This window comes from Haloarcula sp. K1, assembly GCF_001647155.1.
In the GTDB taxonomy this organism is placed as follows: Archaea; Halobacteriota; Halobacteria; order Halobacteriales; family Haloarculaceae; genus Haloarcula; species Haloarcula hispanica.
Map to the genome: position 1 here is coordinate 162,192 of NZ_LRHL01000042.1, position 20,092 is coordinate 182,283.

26 protein-coding genes are annotated in these 20,092 nt (G+C 63.8%); 5 read left to right on the forward strand and 21 right to left on the reverse strand.

Annotated features, from left to right (window positions below):
- Positions 1 to 5 precede the first annotated feature (5 nt).
- Positions 6 to 803 (forward strand): metal ABC transporter ATP-binding protein, encoded by a 798-nt coding sequence (locus AV929_RS13280; RefSeq protein ID WP_014040032.1) that lies wholly within the window; start codon positions 6 to 8, stop codon positions 801 to 803.
- Positions 800 to 1,774: a metal ABC transporter permease gene (locus tag AV929_RS13285; protein WP_014040033.1), complete on the forward strand. Its 975-nt coding sequence runs from the start codon at positions 800 to 802 to the stop codon at positions 1,772 to 1,774. The genes AV929_RS13280 and AV929_RS13285 overlap by 4 nt, the downstream gene beginning before the upstream one ends.
- A 75-nt stretch (positions 1,775 to 1,849) precedes the next feature.
- On the opposite strand, the gene AV929_RS13290 is transcribed toward AV929_RS13285, so the two are convergent.
- From AV929_RS13290 to AV929_RS13335, 12 genes are all read right to left on the reverse strand, one after another.
- Positions 1,850 to 2,248, reverse strand: a complete 399-nt coding sequence (locus AV929_RS13290; protein WP_064288482.1) for a hypothetical protein — start codon at positions 2,246 to 2,248, stop codon at positions 1,850 to 1,852.
- A 66-nt stretch (positions 2,249 to 2,314) separates the two neighbouring features.
- Complete coding sequence (locus AV929_RS13295; RefSeq protein WP_050007368.1) at positions 2,315 to 3,022, reverse strand: TMEM165/GDT1 family protein; 708 nt, start codon at positions 3,020 to 3,022, stop codon at positions 2,315 to 2,317.
- Positions 3,019 to 3,711: a metal-dependent transcriptional regulator gene (locus AV929_RS13300; protein ID WP_050007367.1), complete on the reverse strand. Its 693-nt coding sequence runs from the start codon at positions 3,709 to 3,711 to the stop codon at positions 3,019 to 3,021. Before AV929_RS13300 ends, AV929_RS13295 begins: the two co-directional genes overlap by 4 nt.
- 82 nt (positions 3,712 to 3,793) lie before the next feature.
- Positions 3,794 to 3,943 carry a hypothetical protein gene (locus tag AV929_RS22400; RefSeq protein WP_008309829.1) on the reverse strand — a complete coding sequence of 50 codons (150 nt, stop codon included), beginning with the start codon at positions 3,941 to 3,943 and terminating at the stop codon, positions 3,794 to 3,796.
- Positions 3,944 to 4,072: 129 nt separating this feature from the next.
- On the reverse strand, positions 4,073 to 4,321 hold the full coding sequence (locus AV929_RS13305; RefSeq protein WP_008309827.1) for an MTH865 family protein: 249 nt from the start codon (positions 4,319 to 4,321) through the stop codon (positions 4,073 to 4,075).
- A 171-nt stretch (positions 4,322 to 4,492) separates the two neighbouring features.
- The gene (locus tag AV929_RS22405) at positions 4,493 to 4,663 is read right to left on the reverse strand and encodes a hypothetical protein (protein ID WP_196219995.1); all 171 of its coding nucleotides are present in this window, start codon (positions 4,661 to 4,663) and stop codon (positions 4,493 to 4,495) included.
- 2 nt (positions 4,664 to 4,665) lie between these two features.
- The gene (locus AV929_RS13310) at positions 4,666 to 4,893 is read right to left on the reverse strand and encodes a zinc ribbon domain-containing protein (RefSeq protein ID WP_008309824.1); all 228 of its coding nucleotides are present in this window, start codon (positions 4,891 to 4,893) and stop codon (positions 4,666 to 4,668) included.
- Positions 4,894 to 5,091: 198 nt separating this feature from the next.
- Positions 5,092 to 5,682 (reverse strand): DJ-1/PfpI family protein, encoded by a 591-nt coding sequence (locus AV929_RS13315; RefSeq protein ID WP_064288483.1) that lies wholly within the window; start codon positions 5,680 to 5,682, stop codon positions 5,092 to 5,094.
- 66 nt (positions 5,683 to 5,748) lie between these two features.
- A complete protein-coding gene (locus tag AV929_RS13320; RefSeq protein WP_064288484.1) occupies positions 5,749 to 6,543 on the reverse strand; it encodes an HAD-IIA family hydrolase in 795 nt (264 codons plus the stop codon).
- A gap of 36 nt (positions 6,544 to 6,579) precedes the next feature.
- A complete protein-coding gene (locus AV929_RS13325) occupies positions 6,580 to 7,965 on the reverse strand; it encodes a response regulator (protein WP_014040040.1) in 1,386 nt (461 codons plus the stop codon).
- 80 nt (positions 7,966 to 8,045) lie between these two features.
- The gene (locus AV929_RS13330) at positions 8,046 to 8,720 is read right to left on the reverse strand and encodes a DUF2071 domain-containing protein (protein ID WP_064288485.1); all 675 of its coding nucleotides are present in this window, start codon (positions 8,718 to 8,720) and stop codon (positions 8,046 to 8,048) included.
- 21 nt (positions 8,721 to 8,741) lie between these two features.
- Positions 8,742 to 9,446 (reverse strand): YqjF family protein, encoded by a 705-nt coding sequence (locus tag AV929_RS13335; RefSeq protein ID WP_064288486.1) that lies wholly within the window; start codon positions 9,444 to 9,446, stop codon positions 8,742 to 8,744.
- 119 nt (positions 9,447 to 9,565) lie between these two features.
- Here AV929_RS13335 and AV929_RS13340 point away from each other — a divergent pair, with 119 nt between their 5' ends.
- A complete protein-coding gene (locus AV929_RS13340; protein WP_064288487.1) occupies positions 9,566 to 10,066 on the forward strand; it encodes a macro domain-containing protein in 501 nt (166 codons plus the stop codon).
- Between the two features lie 7 nt (positions 10,067 to 10,073).
- Here AV929_RS13340 and AV929_RS13345 read toward each other — a convergent pair whose 3' ends face one another.
- From AV929_RS13345 to AV929_RS13355, 3 genes are all read right to left on the reverse strand, one after another.
- A complete protein-coding gene (locus AV929_RS13345; RefSeq protein WP_014040044.1) occupies positions 10,074 to 10,367 on the reverse strand; it encodes a hypothetical protein in 294 nt (97 codons plus the stop codon).
- 57 nt (positions 10,368 to 10,424) lie between these two features.
- Complete coding sequence (locus tag AV929_RS13350; RefSeq protein WP_050007359.1) at positions 10,425 to 11,402, reverse strand: aldo/keto reductase; 978 nt, start codon at positions 11,400 to 11,402, stop codon at positions 10,425 to 10,427.
- 70 nt (positions 11,403 to 11,472) lie between these two features.
- A complete protein-coding gene (locus tag AV929_RS13355) occupies positions 11,473 to 12,360 on the reverse strand; it encodes a hypothetical protein (RefSeq protein WP_050007358.1) in 888 nt (295 codons plus the stop codon).
- A 103-nt stretch (positions 12,361 to 12,463) separates the two neighbouring features.
- Between AV929_RS13355 and AV929_RS13360 the strand changes: the two genes are divergently transcribed.
- A complete protein-coding gene (locus AV929_RS13360) occupies positions 12,464 to 12,877 on the forward strand; it encodes a CopG family ribbon-helix-helix protein (RefSeq protein ID WP_014040047.1) in 414 nt (137 codons plus the stop codon).
- Positions 12,878 to 12,900: 23 nt separating this feature from the next.
- On the opposite strand, the gene AV929_RS13365 is transcribed toward AV929_RS13360, so the two are convergent.
- Genes AV929_RS13365 through AV929_RS13375 form a run of 3 tightly spaced genes read right to left on the reverse strand, consistent with a single transcriptional unit; the run spans position 12,901 to position 16,759 of the window.
- A complete protein-coding gene (locus AV929_RS13365) occupies positions 12,901 to 13,989 on the reverse strand; it encodes an ABC transporter permease (protein WP_064288488.1) in 1,089 nt (362 codons plus the stop codon).
- Entirely contained in the window at positions 13,982 to 15,856 is a 1,875-nt protein-coding gene (locus AV929_RS13370; protein WP_064288489.1) for an ABC transporter permease, read from the reverse strand. Before AV929_RS13370 ends, AV929_RS13365 begins: the two co-directional genes overlap by 8 nt.
- On the reverse strand, positions 15,857 to 16,759 hold the full coding sequence (locus tag AV929_RS13375) for an ABC transporter ATP-binding protein (protein ID WP_008309802.1): 903 nt from the start codon (positions 16,757 to 16,759) through the stop codon (positions 15,857 to 15,859).
- A 60-nt stretch (positions 16,760 to 16,819) separates the two neighbouring features.
- On the opposite strand from AV929_RS13375, the gene AV929_RS13380 reads away from it, so the two are divergent.
- Positions 16,820 to 17,251: an SRPBCC family protein gene (locus AV929_RS13380; protein ID WP_014040050.1), complete on the forward strand. Its 432-nt coding sequence runs from the start codon at positions 16,820 to 16,822 to the stop codon at positions 17,249 to 17,251.
- 20 nt (positions 17,252 to 17,271) lie between these two features.
- Here the strand turns inward: AV929_RS13380 and AV929_RS13385 are convergent, their stop codons facing one another.
- From AV929_RS13385 to AV929_RS13395, 3 genes are all read right to left on the reverse strand, one after another.
- Complete coding sequence (locus tag AV929_RS13385) at positions 17,272 to 18,342, reverse strand: HAMP domain-containing sensor histidine kinase (RefSeq protein WP_044951770.1); 1,071 nt, start codon at positions 18,340 to 18,342, stop codon at positions 17,272 to 17,274.
- A gap of 264 nt (positions 18,343 to 18,606) precedes the next feature.
- Positions 18,607 to 18,843 carry a hypothetical protein gene (locus AV929_RS13390; protein ID WP_004593153.1) on the reverse strand — a complete coding sequence of 79 codons (237 nt, stop codon included), beginning with the start codon at positions 18,841 to 18,843 and terminating at the stop codon, positions 18,607 to 18,609.
- A 243-nt stretch (positions 18,844 to 19,086) separates the two neighbouring features.
- Positions 19,087 to 20,079 (reverse strand): ATP-binding protein, encoded by a 993-nt coding sequence (locus tag AV929_RS13395; protein ID WP_064288490.1) that lies wholly within the window; start codon positions 20,077 to 20,079, stop codon positions 19,087 to 19,089.
- Between the last annotated feature and the right edge of the window lie 13 nt (positions 20,080 to 20,092).

Below are 20,092 nucleotides of genomic sequence, written 5' to 3' on the forward strand. Positions count from 1 at the left end.
CGACAATGCGTTCACAACACAGAGACGATGCCGACGAAGCGCCGACCGAATCGAGCGAGAGCCAGCCATCTGTCGTCGAACTCGCGGACGTGTCGTTCGGGTACACGTCCACGCCCGTCGTCGAAGACATCAGTGTCAGTATCGACGCCGGGGAGTACGTCGCCGTGGTCGGCCCGAACGGCTCCGGCAAGTCGACGCTCATGCAGTTGCTGCTCGGCCTGCTGGAGCCCGATGCCGGGACTGCAGAGCTGTTCGGCGTCGACGCAACGGCGTTCGACGACGGCGCCAGAGTCGGCTACGTCGCACAGCGTGCTGGGACGAGCCGGGAAATGCCGATAACGGTCCGCGAAGTGGTGAAGATGGGCCGGTTCCCACACGTCGGGTTCGGCCGTCTCTCCGCGGCCGATTGGCGTATCGTCGACAGAGCCATCGACACAGTCGGGATGTCGGCGTTCGCCGACCGGCGAATCACCCAGCTCTCCGGCGGGCAGCGCCAGCGGGCGTTCATCGCCCGGGCACTCGCTGGTGAGGCCGACCTGCTCGTGCTGGACGAACCGACCGTCGGCGTGGACACCGAATCGGTCGACGCCTTCTACGGACTGCTCGAATCGCTCCACGACGACGGCATCACCGTCCTGCTCATCGAACACGACCTGCAGGCCGTCACCGAACACGCGGAGCGCGTCATCTGCCTGAACGGTGAAATCTACTTCGACGGTCCGTCGGCGGAATTCACCGACAGCGCGGCGCTGGCCAGAGCCTTCGGGACGGGTGCACAGTCGCTGACTGGAGGCAACGGATGACGCTCGCGCTGGCCGCCGGCGGCGTCTACGAGGCGTTCGTCCCGATCCTCGAACTGTGGTACTGGCTCCTGACACAGCTCTACCATCTGACTGGACTGGAACTCATCAACCCTGAGTACACATTCATGTACCGGGCGATACTCGTCGGGCTGTGCGTCGGCGTTATCGCGCCGCTCATCGGGACCTTCCTCGTCCACCGCCAACTCGCGCTCATCGGGGACGCACTCGCCCACACGGCCTTCGCCGGCGTCGCCGTCGGGCTGTTTCTCAACGGCGTCTTCGAGCTGGGCGTCTCGCCGTATCTGACCGCCGTCGTCGTGGCCGTCATCGCAGCGCTGCTCATCGAACTCATCTCCGAGGCGACCGACGCCTACAACGACGTGTCGATGGCAATTGTCCTCTCGACAGGATTCGCGCTGGGGACGGTCCTCATCAGCCTCAACGCCGGCGGACTTGCCGTCGGTATCAATCAGTACCTCTTTGGGAACCTTTCGACCGTCTCTGCCGAGAACGCGGTCATCATGCTCGGGCTGTTCAGCGTCATCGTTGGGACGGTCGCGCTCACCCGCAATCAGTTGCTGTACGTCACGTTCGACGAGACCGCCGCCGCCGTCGCCGGGCTCCCGGTCGCCTGGTACAACCGGATTATGGTGATGCTGACGGCGCTCGTCGTCGTCGGCGCGATGCAGATAATGGGCGTCATCCTCGTCGCGGCCATGCTGGTCGTCCCGGTCGCCGGCGCGACACAGGTGTCCCGGAGCTTCTCGGAATCACTGCTGGTCTCGATTGTGCTGGCCGAACTGGCCGTCCTGCTCGGTATCGGTATCTCGTACTACGCCGGTGCGACAGCCGGCGGCGTCATCGTTCTCGTCGCCGTGGGGATCTACGTCCTCTCGGTCCTTGCCGGGAAAGTCCGACAGACGGGCGCTCCCGATGAAACGCGGGAACTCGACAGCATCAGTCACGACTGAACGACGCCTTTTACTGGGGTCGATCGTTGCAACTGAGAGCCATGGCTGGCGACTAAACGCTGACCTATGGGCGAGTCACTGGAATGCATCACAGTCGCTGCTCCCGCTCTGCCAGTGGACTACGTTGTCACCGGTGTATTCGACAATGACGTCGTAACAGTTGTCGTCGTCGAACGTCGTCTCCTCCGAGATATCGGTCCCGGCGATGGTCGTCGCTATCGTTATCGTGCCCTGTCTGTCCGGAAGCGCATCGTCCAGTTCCACGGTTGCGCCGTCTTCGTCAGCCGCGACGGTATGTGTCTCCTCGTACACTGTCTCGCGGTCGACCGTGACCGTGAATTCGAACTCCTGTGTCGTCGAACCGGTGTTCGTTAGCTGCACGCCGGCAAGTCGAGCGCTCGCAGGACTGAGCGCGGAACAGCCCGAGAGGGCAAAGAGTGTTGCTGCTGTGAGAACGCTACGTCTGGAGGGCATCACACGGTATTGTTCAGCCGTCTTGCAAAAGTCTTCTCTCGGCCCAACTCAGCCGGCCCGGTCGTCTCAGACACCCATCTGCGCCGCGATGGACGAGACCATCGTTTCCCACAGCGAGAACCCCATCGTCACGCTCAGGGCGAAGTCTGCGGCGAAAAACAGGAAGAGCCCTGCGCCGACAAAGTGAGCTTTCCGCAGGTTGAAGCGATGGGCGAAACGGTGGAAGAACAGCGCGTTGGCGAGGCTCACCGGAATGATGGCGAGCATCTCACCGGTCCAGATGGCACTGGCGTGGGCGCTGTACTGGGCGGCGAGCGTGATCGTAATGAGCTGGGTCTTGTCGCCGAACTCGCCGAAGGCCATCATCGCGAAGATGGGCAGGAAGCCGCCGAGCCTGTTCGGCACTTGCCAGTCGACGACAGGGACGCGAACGTCTAACTGGCCGCCGTCAGTAGTGAAGCCGGACGCGGGTTCTTGTTGCTCCGCGTCGGCTTCCGGAGCGCTGCGGAACAGTAGTATCGCGAACAGCAGGAACATCCCCGCGGTGAGGCTTTCGAGGACGATGCCGGGCAATAGCGACGTGATCGCGGAACCGAACCAGATCTCCAGTGCCGTCCAGCCGGCGAAGGCCGTCCCCGCCGCGCTGACGACGAGGAGGGGGTTGAACCGCGTCGACAGGCCGGCGATGATGAACTGGACTTTCTCGCCGGGGAGAACAGCCAGCTGCGCACCGGCCGCTATCGCGACCACTGTCAGCCACGTCGCGTCGCTCACGCCTGGCTCACTCCGTCTTCGCCCTGCGTCTCTGGTGCGCGGACCTGAATCGCATCGGCGATGTGGTCCGGGAGCGACACCGACGACCCGCTCTCTAGCTGGACCGTCACCATCCCGATGGGGGCGACCTCCTCGACAGTCAGCACGGTTCCCGGCGTGATGCCGGCGTCGGAGAGATACGTGAGTTCGTCGGGGTCTCGGTCCCGGACCCGTGCGACTTCGAGTCGTCCCCCTTCACTGTGTTCTGACAGCGCCGTCGCGGACTCGTCGTCGATGGGGTCCAGCGAGTCGCTGGGAATCGGGTCCCCGTGGGGGTCGAACTCCGGCTCGTCGAGGACCGCCGCGACCCGGCGCTCGAACTCCTCGCTGATGTGGTGTTCGAGCACCTCCGCTTCCTCGTGGACCTCGGCCCAGTCGTACCCCAACTGCTCGGTGAGAAACGTCTCAAGCAGGCGGTGGTGGCGGATAATCTCCAGGGCCACCGTCTCGCCTTCCGGCGTCGTCCGCACGCCCTTGTACTTCTCGCGCTCGACCAGCCCGCGGTCGGCCAGTTTCTCGACCATACTGGTGACCGTCGGTGCCGTAACGTCCAGCATCTCGGCGATAGTAGACGGAGCAATCGGCGGGTCGCCGTCCCGCTCGAGGCGATAGATGGCCTTCAGATAATCCTCCATCTTGGCACTCAACATACACCAAATTAGACGAATCTAACTCAAAAGATTGGCGATTCCAACAACTTTGTGCGCCCCGGACACATTCGACCGACAGCCGTCAGTCGTCAGCAGCGTACGTTTCTCGTCGGTTCCGTGTCAGGAGCCACAGGAACAGATAGCCGATGGCACCCAGAACGAACAGCGTTGCGGGGATGAGAAACGGTCCGAACGTCCGAACGAGCGTCTCGATCCCCGGCAAACCGACCATATACCGACTATGAGCGTTGCCCTGATAAAGCTCAAGGGTCTGGCGGGTACGGCTACCGACCCGTTCGTCCGGGAATCTCCCGAGTTATCGCACGAGACCGGTGAAGCGGCCGGAGCCGGTATGGCCCGCTCAGATGAGGTCCTGATCTTCGAGCGAGGCCATGACGTCGTCGACGAACGCGTCGACGTTGTCGTATGGGAACTCCCCGTTGAGCTTCGTGTTCAGTTCCATCGCTGTCATCGAGAAGTCGCCGGACTCGAACTTCGTCGACGGGCCGCCCGGGAGTGCCGGAACGAGGTCCATCGGACTGGAGATCGGGTAGTCTGCTTCCTGGAACGCGTCAACGAACTGTGAGCGGAGGTCTTCTTTGTCAACCATGGTCGGACGTTGTGCGAGAATTATGATAAAAGGTTCGACATCGGTACACTTTCCCATTGTTTGGAGTTTATTCGGGAGTTACAACGGTACTAGGCACTCACGCCGCTGAATCAGTGTGGGGAAGTACGCGAACGACTCAACCCTGCAATCGACGCGACGGTCCCGTGTTGGTCACCGGACCCGACTGTCGTCGTCCGTATCGCGCCGGGCCAGTCGTTCGGCCGTCTCGCGATCCATCTCGTTGCGCTGATCGTGCTCGCTTCGGACCAGCGCGTACAGGACCAGCGGTGCGACCACCGCGAGCGACGCGACCACGAGGAACAGTCCGGTTCCGGCGGGCATCGTCAGCCGAGGAAGATATCCGCCAGATCACTGCCCGCGGACCCGGTGTCACGGTACAACTCCGAGTAGCCGCAGTTCGTACATGTGACGACCTGGAACTGGTTCGTCTGGATGTCAAACATCTTCGAGAGGCCGCCGCCGGTGGTCGAGATGTTACCCACGTCAGTGCCGGTGTGGCCGCACTTCGGACAGCCGCGGTCGTCGTCCTGTGGTGAAGTGTTGGAGGGCATTGCAGCCGACGTTTCGTGCCCCTCTGTAACAAATCTGGTGCTACCCTGTCGATAGTTACGACGAGCGTACGTCAAACGAGGCGGGCGAACGTAATGGTGCACTATGCCAGAACCCACCCGCCTCAACGGAGGGAAACGCCCGGGTTATTTGTTTGTTATGAATTCCTCAATCCTGCATGGCTCAGCCAACGAATGCGCTCAATCGTCGGCCGGGATCGGGTCACCGTGGGACACTTCGTCGCCGAGCAGGTCCATGAACTGCGCGAGCCACTCGGGATGGTCAGGCCAGGCCTGTCCGGTGACGAGGTTGCCGTCGGTGACTACCTCGTCGACCCACGAACAGCCGGCGGCCTCGCACTCGGCACGACAGGCCGGGTACGCCGTCATCTCGTAGCCGTCCAGTACGTCGGCAGCGGCGAGAATCTGCGGACCATGACACAACGCCGCGACGGGTTTGTCCTCCTCGAAGAAGTGCCGGACCGCGTCCAGCACCTCGTCGTAGGTCCGGAGATACTCGGGTGCGCGACCGCCGGGGACGACGAGTGCGTCGTAGTCGCTGGGCGTCACGTCGGCCATCGTCGCGTTCAGGACGAAGTCGTGACCGCGGGACTCCATGTAGGTCTGGTCGCCGCGGAAATCGTGTATCGCTGTCTTGACTGTCTCCTCGGCCGCTTTGTCGGGACACACCGCGTCGACCTCGTGGCCGACCATCTGCAGCGCCTGGAACGGCACCATTATTTCGTAGTCTTCGCCGAAATCGCCGACGATCATGAGGATGTCTTTGCCCATTGGAAACACCAGTCAAAGCTACGGTCGCAGTCGAAATAAAGTCGCAGGTGAATTACCAGTTTCGTGTCACCTGTCGAGCGATGTAAGCACCTGCTCGATATCCGCCAGTGAATCGATGACGTAGTCGGGCGTCACGGCGCTCCGTTCCAGCGACCGCTCGTTGGATACGCCGGTCCGGACGAGCACAGTCGTCATCCCGTTCCGCTCGCCCATCGCGATGTCCGTCTCCAGCCGGTCACCGACGATGAGACAATCCGCCGGCGCACAGTCCAGCCGTTCTAGCGCCGCCTGAACAGCAATCTCTGACGGCTTCCCGAGTATCCGGTCCGGATCCCGTTCGATGACTCCGGCGACGGCGTTGATTATCGCCCCGGAGCCGGGGACCGGGTCGCCGTCCTCGCCGGGGAACGTCCGGTCCGGGTCGGTCCCGAGGAAGACGGTGTCGTCGTCGACGGCCCGGAGCGCGTCGACCATATCGTGGTAGTGGAAGCCGTCCGTCCAGGAGGCCAGTAACACGTCGGTCTCGGCGGGGTCCTCGACTAAGCGTGCGTTCGTCCCTTCGACCAGGCCGCGGAGTTGGTCGCTCCCGATGACGAACACGTTGTCCCCCGCGTGGGACCCGTTGAGGTACTCGCGGGTGACGACGCCGGAGGAACAGGCCTCACCCTCGCGGGCATCGACGCCCATCCCACGCAAGCGCTCGACGTACTCGCTCCCATCGTGGATTGGATTGTTTGAGAAGAAGCAGATTCCCAGGCCGCGCTCCCTGAACACGTCGATTGCCGACGCCGCGCCCGGCAACAACGTTTCTCCGTGGTACACCGTTCCGTCCAGGTCGACGATGACCCCCTCGACTGTCATTACCACCACTCGGGACCCGGCGGTGAAAAATCCGTCTCAGTCGTGCAGTTCGACGTCTGTCACTTCGAAGCGCGCCCCGCCGCTGTCGCTATCAGTCAGTGACACTTCCCAGCCGTGGGCCTCGGCGACCTGTTCGACGATAGCCAGGCCGAACCCGGTTCCGTCCTCCGTCGAAGAGTAGCCCATCTCGAACACGTCGTCGGCGTCGTCCTCGACACCTTCGCCGTTGTCCGCGATGTAGAACCCGTCGTTGGATTCCAGCAGTCCGACCTCGATTTCGACGTCACCGTCGTTGTGTTCGATGGCGTTTCGAAACAGGTTCGCCAGCAGGTCCTGCACGCGCCCGCTGTCGGCGGCGAGTTCCGTGCTCGACTCGACCGACATGGAGGCCTGTTCCGCCTCGATCCAGGTCCACGCAGTCGACGCCAGCGTGGATAGCTCCGTCTCCTTCGGATCACTGACAGTCTGGCCTTGCCGTGCCAGTGTGAGTACGTCCTCGATGATACAGCCCATCCGGTCCAGCGACCGGTCGATCTTGGCGATCAGTTCGGCCTCTTCGCTGTCGGCAGGCTCCCCGAGCAAATCGACCGCGCCCTGCGCGACGTTCAGCGGGTTCCGGAGGTCGTGACTGACGACGCTGGCGAACTCCTCTAACCGCTCGTTCTGGCGCTCCAGTTCGCGCTGGCGTTCGACGCGTTCAGTGATGTCGCGTGAGACCAACTGGAAGGTATCGGCTTTGCGGTGACTGTCGACGGGGATATACTGGTTGTGGTAATGCCGCCCCCCGACGGCGTCCTCGGACCGTGTCGCAGTACCGTTCTCGACCGCGCTTTTCCCGGCTTCGAGACGCTGGCTGGCCGCCTCGCTGTCCATCACTTCGCTCAGTTGTTGTCCGATGAGCGCATCGGGGTCGGCACCCAGTCTGCGTGCCATCGAGGGATTCACTGAGAGGAGGGTCCCGTCAGTCGTCAGGTGGACGATACCATCCGGCGAATCCGATACGAGCGATTCGAACTTCTTGCGGGTTCGCTCCTGTGAAACGACGTTCTCGATCCGGTTTGCAAGCCGACCGTACTGCTTGTCTTCGACGACTTCGAGCTTCAGGAGGTAGTCGGCGACTCCCGCCGCAATCGCCGCGCTCGCCGTCTCTTCGTCTCCCCGCCCAGTCAGCAGAATGAACGGGATAGAGGGGTTTGTCTCCCTGATCTCTTCGAGAAGCTCCAGCCCGTCCATTTCCGGCATTTCGTAGTCACTGACGACGCAGTCGAACCCACCCCCGTCGAGTCGCTCCAGCGCTTCCGTAGCGCTGTTTGCAGCAACGGACTCGATGCCGTGTTGTTGCGTGAGCGTATCAGCGGTCATCTCCGCGAAAAAATCGCTGTCGTCAACAACAAGCGTTCGTATATTACTTTCAGATGTCATATGGGCGGCAGGGTCCTTGTTCCCCCAACGGTCTGTCCGTACTTATATTTCAAGGGAGCTAGGTTGCCCGCTGGTCCCGGCTAGGGCGGTACCGGTGGGGCAATCGAAACCCGAAGCCCAGGACTGTGATGGACTAACGGCTCTGCCTCACGATCAGATATGTCAACCAGTGGGAGTACTGACCCGGTCACAGTGGCGTCAACGCGGTCGAGTCGCCACGGGTCGTGGCCGACGCTCCCAACGAGATGCGTCCCGAAGCGCCCGGTTGTGAAGTACCGTTGTCGGTCGACGAGGAACGAGGCCAGTGAGTCCGGTGGAATCGCCACCGGCTCACCGCCAGCCGTGTACCGGCACTCGAACAGTCGCCGCTCCCCGGCGTCGAGGACCCGGCGACGGTCGGCCGTTGAGAGCGTTCGCGGGGTAGCGTCACCGACTGTGATGCGAAACAGCTCCGAAACCGCCGTCGTTGTCCGCCTGTCGTCACCGAACAGCGCCAGCACGCAGACCCCGCGCTGACCGGTCGGCCCGCGGACGTAGGTCCGAACCGTGAGCAACTCCGACGGCCCGGCGACCTCGATACCGAACGTCTCGACGCGGTCGACGGTCGCCGCAACGGCCGACACCCAGGCGTCGCCGTCAGCCGTCTCGACGGTGAGCCAGTCGGGGACTGCCGCCTGCACCGCTGTCTCGGGGACCGGCCAGTGACAGAAGCAAACGTCGTCGAGCGTGACCTGCAGCGGACGGAGGGCGACCACACCCTCACTGGGGCCGACACGCTAATCAGTGTACTGGGCGACCCCGTCGAGCCGGTGGAGTCGCCCCGCAGTCACCGGGATCTCGGCGCAGTAGTGGACGAGCGGCTCGCCGTCGGGCCTGTTGAACCCCGATGCGGCGAACAGCCCGTTCGTCCGGATATCCGCTCGTCCCGCCTGAAGCGGCCACGGCTCGTGGTCGATGTCGGCGTAGTACACTGTCCCGTCGTCGCTCGCGGCGTAGAAGCGGTACCGTTCCACGAGGAACGACTCCACCGAGCCCGGTTCGGGCGTCGACGGCGGCTCAGTCGGCTCGTAGGTGGCGTGGAAATCCGCCGGCGGTGCGCGCGAACTGGTCCGACAGCTCCGGAACTCGACGCTGTCGCCGTCGGTCCGGACCTGCATCGACGCCCGGTAGTAGGACAACTGGAACAGCCGCCGGGCCAGCGTGACGCTGAGGCGGTCGTCGGCGTCGAGGTTGTAGAAGTACACCCCCGGCGTCCCGTCGGCGACCACGTAGGTCCGGAGATTTAGCTCGCCGAAGGACCGCCCAATCGGACTGCCTCGCGGCCTGATGTCCGCCATCTGGAACGGGACCACACTGAGCCACGCCTGCCCGTCGTACGTGTCGACAGCGAGCCCGTCCGGCAGCGTCGTCTGGACGATATCGGGCTCGACTGGCCAGTGCATGAACCCCACGTCCCGCCACGTCATCGTCAGCAGGTCCATATCTGGTAGTAAAGGCCAAACAGGTTTCTGCCTGTCGTGGGACGCGGTGACAGATAGCAATGAGTGCGTCCGGCCGCATCGGCGCTAGAACTTTGACCGCTCCGCCCCCAGCATCGTGCATGGAGTTCGAGGTGATCCAGGGCGACATCGCTGCACAGTCGGCGGACGCACTGGTCAACGCGGCGAACACGAGCCTGCAGATGGGCTCCGGCGTCGCGGGGGCGCTCAAGCACGCGGCCGGGTCGGGGCTGAATGACGAGGCCGTCGCGAAGGGACCGGTCGACCTCGGCGGTGTCGCCACGACCGACGCTTACGACCTCGACGCCGAGTACGTCATTCACGCCGCCGCGATGCCACCGGGCGGCCAGTCAACCGCCGAGAGCATCCGCACGGCGACCCGGAACGCACTGGTGGAAGCGGACGCGCTGGACTGTAAGTCGCTCGTTCTCCCGGCGCTCGGCTGTGGTATTGCCGGGTTCGACTTCGAGGAAGGTATCCGAATTATCTGCGCCGTCATCGACGAGTACGAGCCCGAATCCCTGACAGACGTGCGACTCATCGCCTACTCCGACGACGACTTCGAAGGGATGCAACGAATCGCGGCTGACGTTCGCGACTAACTGTCTGTTACAGCAGGTGTACCCGTCCGGCACGCCACTCCCAGGCGACTTCAAGTGCGATCCAGCAGATGAGCCATATCGCGGCGAAACTAAACACCAGCCACGTCGACCCGAGATACGACGTGGTATCGGCGACGGACTGGAGCCAGGGGTAGGCCTGCACGCCGATGACGAGCGTCGCGACGAGCCCCAGTATCCCGGTCACGTAGTGTTCGACCGCGTTACCTATCGAACAGACGCAGGCGTCACTGCCCGCCGTCTCCTCGAGTGTCTCGCTGCTCGGCCCCCGAGCATTGGTCATTGTTACCTTTCCTCAATATAGTGCTTCATCGCACAGCGGGTTAACCGTTTTGGGGGCTCACTCGTGGCCAGACACCCGAACTGGCTCGTATGGCTCTTCCAGCCACTCCACGTCGCTCGCCGAGAGGTCGATTTCGAGCGCCGCGACCGCTTCTTCGAGGTGTTCGAGGCTACTTGTCCCGATAATCGGTGCGTCGACCCGCTCCTTGTCGAGCACCCAGGCCAGCGCGATCTGTGCCATCGAGGCGTCGTACTCGTCGGCCAGTTCCTGCACGCGCTCGTTGACCTCGCGGCCGTTCCCCTCGTAGTAGGGGTGTTCGCGAGCGTAGTCGTCCGTCTCGCCCCGGACCGTCTCCTCGACCTGCTCGTGCGGTCGGGTGAGATAGCCCCGGGCCAGCGGGCTCCACGGCATCACGCCGACGTTCTCTTTCTCACACAGCGGGAGCATCTCGCGTTCCTCCTCCCGATACAGCAGGTTGTAGTGGTTCTGCATCGTCTCGAACCGCTCCAGCCTCTCGCGCTCGCTCGTCCGTAGCGCGTCGGCGAACTGGTGGGTCCACATCGACGACGCACCGACGTAGCGCGCCTGTCCCCGCCGGACCGCGTCGTCCAGCGCCCGGAGCGTCTGCTCGATGGGCGTGTCGTAGTCCCAGCGGTGGATCTGGTAGAGGTCGACGGTGTCCATCCCGAGCCGGGAAAGCGAGTTCGACAGTTCCTGCTCGATGGCCTTCCGCGAGAGCCCGCCGGCGTTGGGGTTGTCCTCGTCCATCTGGAAGTACCCCTTCGTCGCCACGACCTGCCCGTCGCGGTCGTAGTCGTCGAGGACGGTCCCGAGAACGCGCTCGGACTCGCCCATCGAATACATATTGGCCGTATCGAAGAAGTTGATGCCGAGGTCGATGGCCCGCTCGATGACCTCGCGGCTCTCGTCTTCGTCGAGCACCCAGTCGCGCCACTCCGAGGTTCCGAAGCTCATACAGCCCAGACAGAGCCGGCTGACCTCCATACCAGTCGACCCGAGTGTCGTGTACTCCATGTTCCCCACCCCGGGCGCTCCGAGCAAAAAGGATGGGGCGAGCGGCCGGACCGCGGTGAGAAACCGTCCGTCAGAGCATGCCAGCCACGAACCCGAGACCCATCGTGACGAGCACGACGGCGGAGACCAACGGGAGGTACGGCGTGTACCGCTCGACGGCCGCCTCGTGCTGCTGGTAGCCAGCGATGAGCGCCATCGTCAGGCCGACGAGCGCGACGATGACCGTGGCCGCGTAGGCGCTCATCAGCTCCAGACAGTACGGCGAGCCGGCACAGAGGGCGATAATCTCGAACTCCTCCTCGTGGGCGAACCCCAGCAGGAAGGCGAACCAGGCGATGCCGAACAGCCCCCGGTCGGCGGCATCGTCCAGACCATTGTGCGCGTGGGAGTGGCCGCCGACGAGCGGGAGTCTGCCGAACACCCGCGACCATAGGCCGCCGCTGTCGTCTCCGTGCGAGTGGTTACTGCCGTGGGAGTGCCCGTGGTGCTGATGCTGATGGTCCTGCGAATTGGAATCAGTATGGGAGTTGGCATTTACTTCGCCATGCTCGTGGTCGTGGCCCGATGCCGCCTGGTGGTCGTGAGTCTCCGCCGCGTCGCCATGCCCGTGGACGTGGCCGTACCGATACTCACGGATGCCAAGCACGATGAGCAGACAGCCGGCCACGATGCTCACCGGCCCGCCGATGTGGACGCCAGCGGCCAGTTCCAGCGGCTCGTTGGCCTGCGTGAGGTCGAAGTAGGCCTTGGCGTAGAAGAACGCGAACACCATCGCGATGCTGCTGACGAGGTGGCCGACGCCCAGCAGGAGGCTCGCCGCGAAGCCGGACAGCCACGCGTTGGACTGGTCGAGGGCGTAGGACGCGGCGACCGGCCAGCCGTGGCCCGGTTCGAGCCCGTGAACCGCGCCGAGAGCGATTGCCCCGAGAAACAGGCCGAGTGCCTCGCTGTATGCCATCGATGTACCACACCGACGCTACGGCCCTGCCTAAGGGTTGTTACTACGGAATCGGGGGCTGCGTAATACGGGGACCTTTGTGGCCGGCGACGGCAATCCGGGTATGCGAACGAGCGTCAACATCCCCGAAGGCCTTCTCGCGGAGTTCGACCGCGTCTGGCGCGAACAGGACCTGGAAAACCGCTCGCGGGCGGTGCGAGAGGCTATGGAGGAGTACGTCGAGCGACACTCACGGCTCGCGGCGATGGACGGCGACGTGGTAGCGCTGGTCGGGTTCGACTACCGCCACGCCGACGTGATTCGGGACCTCCACGCCGTCCAGCACACGTTTCAGGACGTGATTCTCAACACCAGTCACACCCATCAGGGCGAGTGGTGTCTCGAATCGCTGTTCTGTCGCGGCCCGGCCGAGCGGGTCCGGGACCTCACCTATCGGCTACGGGACTTCGACGCCGTCCGCCGAGTGAAGGTGATGGTCATCCGCGACGAGGCGGCGGAGCCACACGGCCACGGGTAACGCCTGCACTTCTTCCCTCCGTTCTACAGCGCTTCCGCGGCGATGCGGCCGATGTACACCCTTGCGGCAGCGTAGCCAGCGACCGCCACCAGCACTGCGCCACCGACGTGGCCGTAGGTCAGCAAGGTCGGGCTGTCGACCGCAAGCTTCGCCACCGTGGTCGCCGGGTGTTCCGGGAGGAGCACGGCCCCGCCGAACAGCACGAGAGTGAGCACGGAGAACAGCAACTGCGCCGGGCGACGGTTCTGGAGCGTGATGCCCAGCACGACACCGAGCGTCACGACGACGACGGTGACTGCGGTGATGAACAGCAGAATCGCCGCCGGGTTCGAGACGGCGATGCCGTTCGTCGACAGTAATGCGAGCCACAGTAGCACCTGTGCAGGGGCAAGTAACACCATTCCCAGGGCCTTCCCGTCGATGATGTCAAGTAATGACACTGGGGCCACGCGGAGCAGTTCCATCGTGCCGCGCTCGATCTCTTCGGTGACAGTGTCGACGGCAACCGATCCGCTGATGAACGGCGGGAGGAACAACAGCAGCGGAATCAGGATCGTGTAGGTGAACCCGAAGTACTGGCTCGCGCTGACAGTATCAGGGAGTGGCACGGGCGGCTGGTCGAGATAGGGCGTCCGCTCCAGTCGCTCCTGGCGCTCCAGCCCGCTGAGGACCCGGCGCACTTCGACGACGATGAGCGTCGACCGGATGCTCCCCTCCGGCACGACAGCAGTGACCGCTATCTGCTCCCCTGGTCCGCGCGTCGACGGGACGTAGTCGCCGCGCAGTATCGCGTCTACCCGTCGCTGATTGAACGCCCGCTGTGCGGCGTCCTCGTTCTCGAAGGCGGTGACGCTGGTCCCATCTTGTTCAGCGGCCGCGGCCTCAAGTTCCTCGCGGGCGTCACCGGTGACGGCCATCTCCACCTCACCGGCCGCGACCGAGCTGGGGTCGTACAGCGACGTGAGGCCGACGACGAGGAACGAGGAGAACCCCGCGACGAACAGCTGAATGAGCAACGCCAGGACGATTGTCTTCTCGCGGGACAGCGACCGGATGTCCCGGCGGGCCACGACGACCCGCGGGTCGCGCCAGATGGGGCGGTCGTCAGACAAGGGTGCTCACCACCGCGAAGTTGTAGGCGAAGTGGATGACGATAGCCAGCCCGAGCCCACCGAGATAGGCCCGGCGACCGCGGCTCGCGCCCACCGAGGAAATGGCCGCCGTCAGCGTGTGCAGTGCCAGTGGGAGCAGGAACAGCAGCCCGGCAACCCACAGCGGCAGGCCGGCTGGCAACGTCGCGCCCTGCAGGGCGGCTTCCCCGATGGGCAGGCTTTCGAGGTCGGACAGCCTGGCGATAAGCAGCCCTTTCTCCCCGATGAAGAAGCCGAGTCCGGAGAGCGCACCGATGCCGAGCGCCGACCGGAGCGTCCGCTCGTAACGGGCGTGCTCGTAGCCGGCGTAGACGTGCAGGCTCTTTGCCAGTTCTTCGACGATGACGATGACGCCGAGCACGAGCACGATGCCGAGCGACTGGTTCGTCCCGAAGACGTTCAGCGACACCGAATCGAGGACGAACAAGAACGCGATGGCTGCCAGTTCGGCGACGATGACCAGCGGCAACAGGACGATACTCATCTTTAGCGCGCTCCGGCGGGAGTTGATACCACCGGCCAGCGCATCGAGCACCTTCAGCGGAATCGGACGCTGGGTGAACATATCCTCTTCCCGGTACAGCCCGGCTCCCAGACCGAACAGCACTAGTCCGGTCAGTAGCGGCGGCGTCACCGAGAACACGAACGACGAGAGCCCGACGGACTGGCCAGTCAGGTCGAGCACGACCAGCGTCAGCGGCGAGATGAGCGCAATCGGCGTCACGTCGGTGAAGATGGCCGGAACGAACGCGTAGGAGGTCAGCGTCACCGTAATGGTCACCGTCACGAAGGTGAGTTCCTTGAACGAGCGGGCGAACATCGCCCCGCAGAACGTCGCCGAGAGGAAGAGGACGACGAGCGGGACCACCGCCAGCACCGCGACGTAGCTCCCCGCCGGCGCGATGTTCCCGAACCGCAGCGCCGCGGTGATGAGCGCCGCTACGCCGACAGCACCCACGAAGTACGGGAGCGTCTTCCCGCCGATAATGTCCCCCCGCGAGGCGGGCGTCACCAGCAGGAGTTCGCCGCGGCGGTTCAGCCGTTCGGAGAGCATCGACGAGCCGTAGGCCTGGATAACGAAGTTCATCGGGACGATGTAGAGGAAGGCGAGCACGAGCGACTCGAAGGGGAACGGCGGCGAGATGTCCGAGGGGGTGCCACCCTGCACGTCGCCGGTCAACCGCGCGCCGATAGCGCCGAGGTTCGCACCGCTGCCGCCGGCGGTTCCGCCGTCCCCGCCGCCGGTCGTGGCTGACCCGCCAGTACCGCTCGTGTCCGACCCGTCACCGCTGCCGCCGGTACTTGTCCCACTGCCGTCCGCAGAACCCGACCCGTCACTGCTGTCGCCGCCTCGGGGGTCGAGCTGGCTGCTCCCCGACTGTTGCTCGTAGACAAGCGTCACAGAAACGGGGAACGCGGCGGTCTGGTTGTCGTCCCGAGCGAGTGTCCGGTCGTTGTACTGCGCCGTACTGTCGCGGAGTTCGGCCAGCGCTGCCCGTTCTTTCGCCGTCCGTGGAACGCTCTGGAGCTGGGTCCCCCGATACAGGAGTTCTTGCTGGCGTCGCTCGATGGCAGCGGGGTCCGGCTCACGGATGTCGAAGGTCTGGTCATCGGCCGCGACGCCGTAGTAGGGACTGCTCTCGTCGACGCCGATTCGGTAGATTCCGTCGTCCATGCCCGCACCAGTGCCGCCGCTGACGGCTATCGCGGCGACCGCGCCCATCGCAACGAGGGACAGCGCCATTACGACGATGGTCCGCTTGTCGACGCCGCCGGCGTTTTTCGTCACCTCCCACTTCGCGACGCGCAGGAGCTTGTCGGGTTGCATCTACTCCGCGTCCTCCTCGACGTACCGCGTGCCGCGGGTCCCGGCCTCGGCGACGTTGAGGAACACCTCCTCCAGACTGGACTCCTCCGTCCGTATGTCGACCACGTCGCCGCCCCGGTTCTCGGCCTGCCTGCGTGTCGTCTCGACTGCCTCCATGCTTTCGACGACGCGCTCGTAGGTGCCGTTTTCCTTGGCTGCGCCGGGCACGTCGACGGTGGTGTAGACGTGATACCGCGTGTGGCCGTACTCGGCCTGAAGCTGTTCGAGGTCGCCGCGGGCGACGATTTCGCCCTCGTTCATGATGACGACCCGGTCGCAGATAGATTCGACGTGAAAGAGGTTGTGTGCAGAGAAAACGATGGTCTTGCCTTCCTTCGCCAACTGCTCCGTGAACTCGATGACGTAGTTCGTCGTCAGCGGGTCCAGTCCCGACGCCGGCTCGTCGTAGATGAGCACGTCGGGGTCGTTGATGAGCGAGCGGGCGATGGCGACTTTCCGTTTCATCCCCTTGGACATATCGCCGAGCTTCCGGTCGCGGTGTTCGAGTTCGAGTTCGTCCAGCGTGTCGTGCATCCGCTCCTCGGCCACGTCCGGGTCCACGTCGTAGAGGTCGGCGAAGAATTTCAGATAGGAGATCGGCGTCATCTCCTCGTACAGCGGCGATTCTTCGGGCAGAAAGCCCAGTTGCTGGCGCATCTCCGCGGTCTCGGTGTCGAGCCCAGCTATCTCGGCGGAGCCGCTTGTCGGCTCTAATAGACCCGCCAGCATCTTCAGCGTCGTCGTCTTGCCGGCCCCGTTCGGCCCGATGATACCGAACACCTCGCCGCGGTCGACCGAAAACGAACTGCCCTGTACAGCGACGAAACCGCCGTACTCCTTCCGAATATCCCGGGCGTCAATCATCTGGCGATTGATTGTGGGTGAACTAACCTATACCTTGGCTCCGGCCTATTGCTTCTGATAATGGCACTCGAACTCGGCACGAGCAGTGTTTCGATCGAGAAAACACCGGACGGGCGACGGCTGATCGTCCGGCACGACGTCGATACGTCGGTCGACACCGTGTGGGATGTCCTGACCGACACCGACTGCTGGTCCGACTGGGGGCCGTCGGTCACAACCGTCGAAACAGACACCCGATATATCGATGACGGGACGGCCGGCCGCGTTCGCGCTGCTGGCGTGGTGTGGCTCCCGTTTGAAGTGACGGCGTGTGCGCCGTATCGCTGGACGTGGAACGTCGCTCGGCTCCCCGCAACAGGTCACTTCGCCGAGGAACGGGCTTCCGGCTCCGTCGTTGGGTTCGAGATCCCGCCGCTGGCGACCGGCTACGCTCCGGTGTGTGCCCGAGCGTGCCAGCACGTCGCTGCTATCGCACGACGACGCGAGGCGTAGGCAGCGACCGCGTCGACCCGTCAGGGCTGTATCGGCGTCTTCGAGCGCGTGTAGGTGTCTTTCTCGGAGCTATCCGTTCTCGTGATGTCCGTAATCTCGAAGCGTGTCCCGCCCCCGTCGCTTTCGGTCACGTCGATGTCCCAGCCGTGGGCTTCGACGATGCGCTGGACGATTGCCAGCCCCAGCCCGCCTTCGCCGTCCGTGGTGGTGTAGCCGTCGTCGAGCACCGCATCACGCTTTTCAGACGGAATTCCGGAGCCGTCATCGGCGACGTAAAACCCTTCAGACATCTCGCCGACACGAATCGTCAGGTTAGCACTGCCACGTTCGAGGGCGTCCTCTGACGGTGACTGCCTGCCCGTGGACCCATGCCCAACACTGTCGTCGGGCCCCGTTCGACTGCCTGTGGAGCCATGCTCCACACTGTTCCGAAACAGGTTCTCGAACAGGTGACGGAGTCGATCCGGGTCGGCGTCGATGACGGCTGTCACTTCGTTTTCGAGCGTCGCATCCGCCGTCGGCACGGCCTCCCAGCAGCTATCGACCAGTTCTGCGAGATCAACGGCCTCCGTCTCGCTGATGACGTGCCCGCTTCGAGCCAGCGTCAGCGTCCGGTCGATGAGCGTTTCCATTCGGTCCATCGCTCTCGCAGCCGTTTCCAGATGTTCCGAGTCCCGGTCCATTCGTTCGAGTTCCAACTGACCGGACGCGACGTTGAGCGGGTTCCGGAGGTCGTGTGCCACGACGGCCGCGAACTCGTCGAGGCGTTCGTTGCGCTGCTCGATGGCCTCCCGGCGGAGTCGCTGTCGCTCGGCCTCGACGGCTCGGGATATCGCGCGCGCTTCGAAGATTCCCATCATGAGGCCACCGAAGCCGCCGACGATAGCCGCAAACAGCGCCCAGCCGATGTCTTCACTTAGCGACCCCGTCGGCCAGGTTAGAATCATCGCCACATTCAACAGCAGAAAAGAAACCAGCCCCCCAGCGAACCAGACCCCGATACGCCGGTAGTGGTCCGGCTCGATCTCCGAGTTGCTGAGCCAGAACCCGCCGACGATGATCGCCGCTGCAAACGGAACGATTGCCAGCATACTGACCACGAAATCAGCAGTAACAAGCGCTGATAGGCCGGAATCAGAGAAATAAAAATAGTTAGCGACGCCTCCGAGGAGGAGCAGCCACCCGACTCCCTGAATAAGGGCTGGCAGGCGATCTGAGCGGCGATCTGGGTCTGTCACTTCCGCATCGATTTGTTAGACGTGCATTTACATCTGCTGGCCAACGGAACAGGTGTGCGGCGTATTTCCCAGCATTATCGTCGGTGTTACTGTCGGCTCGGCCTGTTTTCCTGCCAGCTACTGTTTGGTTACGCGTGCGTCCGATACTTTGTGGATGTCGTCGTCGATCCCGGTGCCGTCACAGTCGTCATTCGGACATCGATAGTGCCAGCCGTCTTCCGTCGCCGCTCGCTCGGTAAACCGGTCGCCACATTCGTCGCAGTAGAGCTGCCCGTCCGAACATGTGTCGCGGTGGAGTTCGAGTTCGAGTTCTGTGCCGAAGGTCCGCTTGCAGTTCCGACAAATATGAGGCATATTCGAAACTACAGATTCATCCCTTATAGCGATACCGGAACGTTCACGGCCGCTTCTTTCCGTTGACGGAAGGTTCAGGTCGGCCGCCGTCCGTCGGTTTTCGGCACCACATACATCTCACATCTTGGACAGTAATGGTCGACAGGGCCGAATAGCTATCGACACATCTCGGCCACAGCCAGTTCGGGACCAGCCCAGCCGCCGTCTTCCAGATACCGACAGCGATTGTGGGTGAGATAACCGCTAGGCTGTCGTCACGTCGATCCGCGTGCCGCCGGATTCGCTGCTCCCGACCGATACTGTCCAGCCGTGGGCACGCGCCGCAGTTTCGACGAGGAACAGTCCGTATCCCTCCCCCTCCCGCGTCGTCCCGAAGCCCTGGTCGAACACTTCGTCGCGGTCCGCTTCGGGAATCCCCGGGCCGTCGTCGGCCACGTAGAACCCGGACTCGGTTGCACCGATGGTGACGGTTACGGGTCCCTCGCTGTGTGTGACCGCGTTGTCGAACAGTTCGCGGAGGAGCAACTGCAGTCGGTCGTTTTCGGCGTCGACAGACGTGTCAGTCACCACTTCCAGCGTCGCATTTTCGTAGCTCTCTGCGGCCCAGACCTCAGTGGCTACGTCAGAAAGCGAGAGCGAGTCCGTTTCCGAGACGGGACACGCGGTGCTCCCGATGCGCGAGAGATCGGTGAGCAGCGTCTCGACTCGGCGAACGGACCGATTCAATGCGTCTTCGTGGGGCTCACCGATGTCGAGTAGCTCTAATCGGCCCATAACGACGTTCAGCGGGTTCTTCGCGTCGTGAGAGACGCCGCTCGATATGTCCTCCCACTGTACGGCACCGACCCGCCAGTCGGTCGGCCACCGGGTCGCGTACGCTTCGAGTTTCGCGGCCAACAGGGATGCCGGCGTCTCCGCGGTCACGTAATCGGTGACGCCGGCCCGGAGCGCCTCGGTGACCCGGTCAGGTTCGGGGTCGGTCGCGACGAGCACAATCGGAATCTCGGCCCCGGCCGCTCGCAGTTCCTCGAACACCGCTATCCCGTCGTGGTCGCCGTCGTCACTGACGACGACACCCCTGACGTCCCCGTCGTTCAGCCGGTCCTGTACGGTGCTCGTGTCTGGGACTGCCTCGGCGGTTGTCTCGTCCGTCGTCAGTGCTTCGGAGAGTGCCGCAGCTAGGTCTGTCGCTTCGGTACCGACCACGAGATAGACGGTCCCACGAGCAGGCGTCATCACCTGACACTAC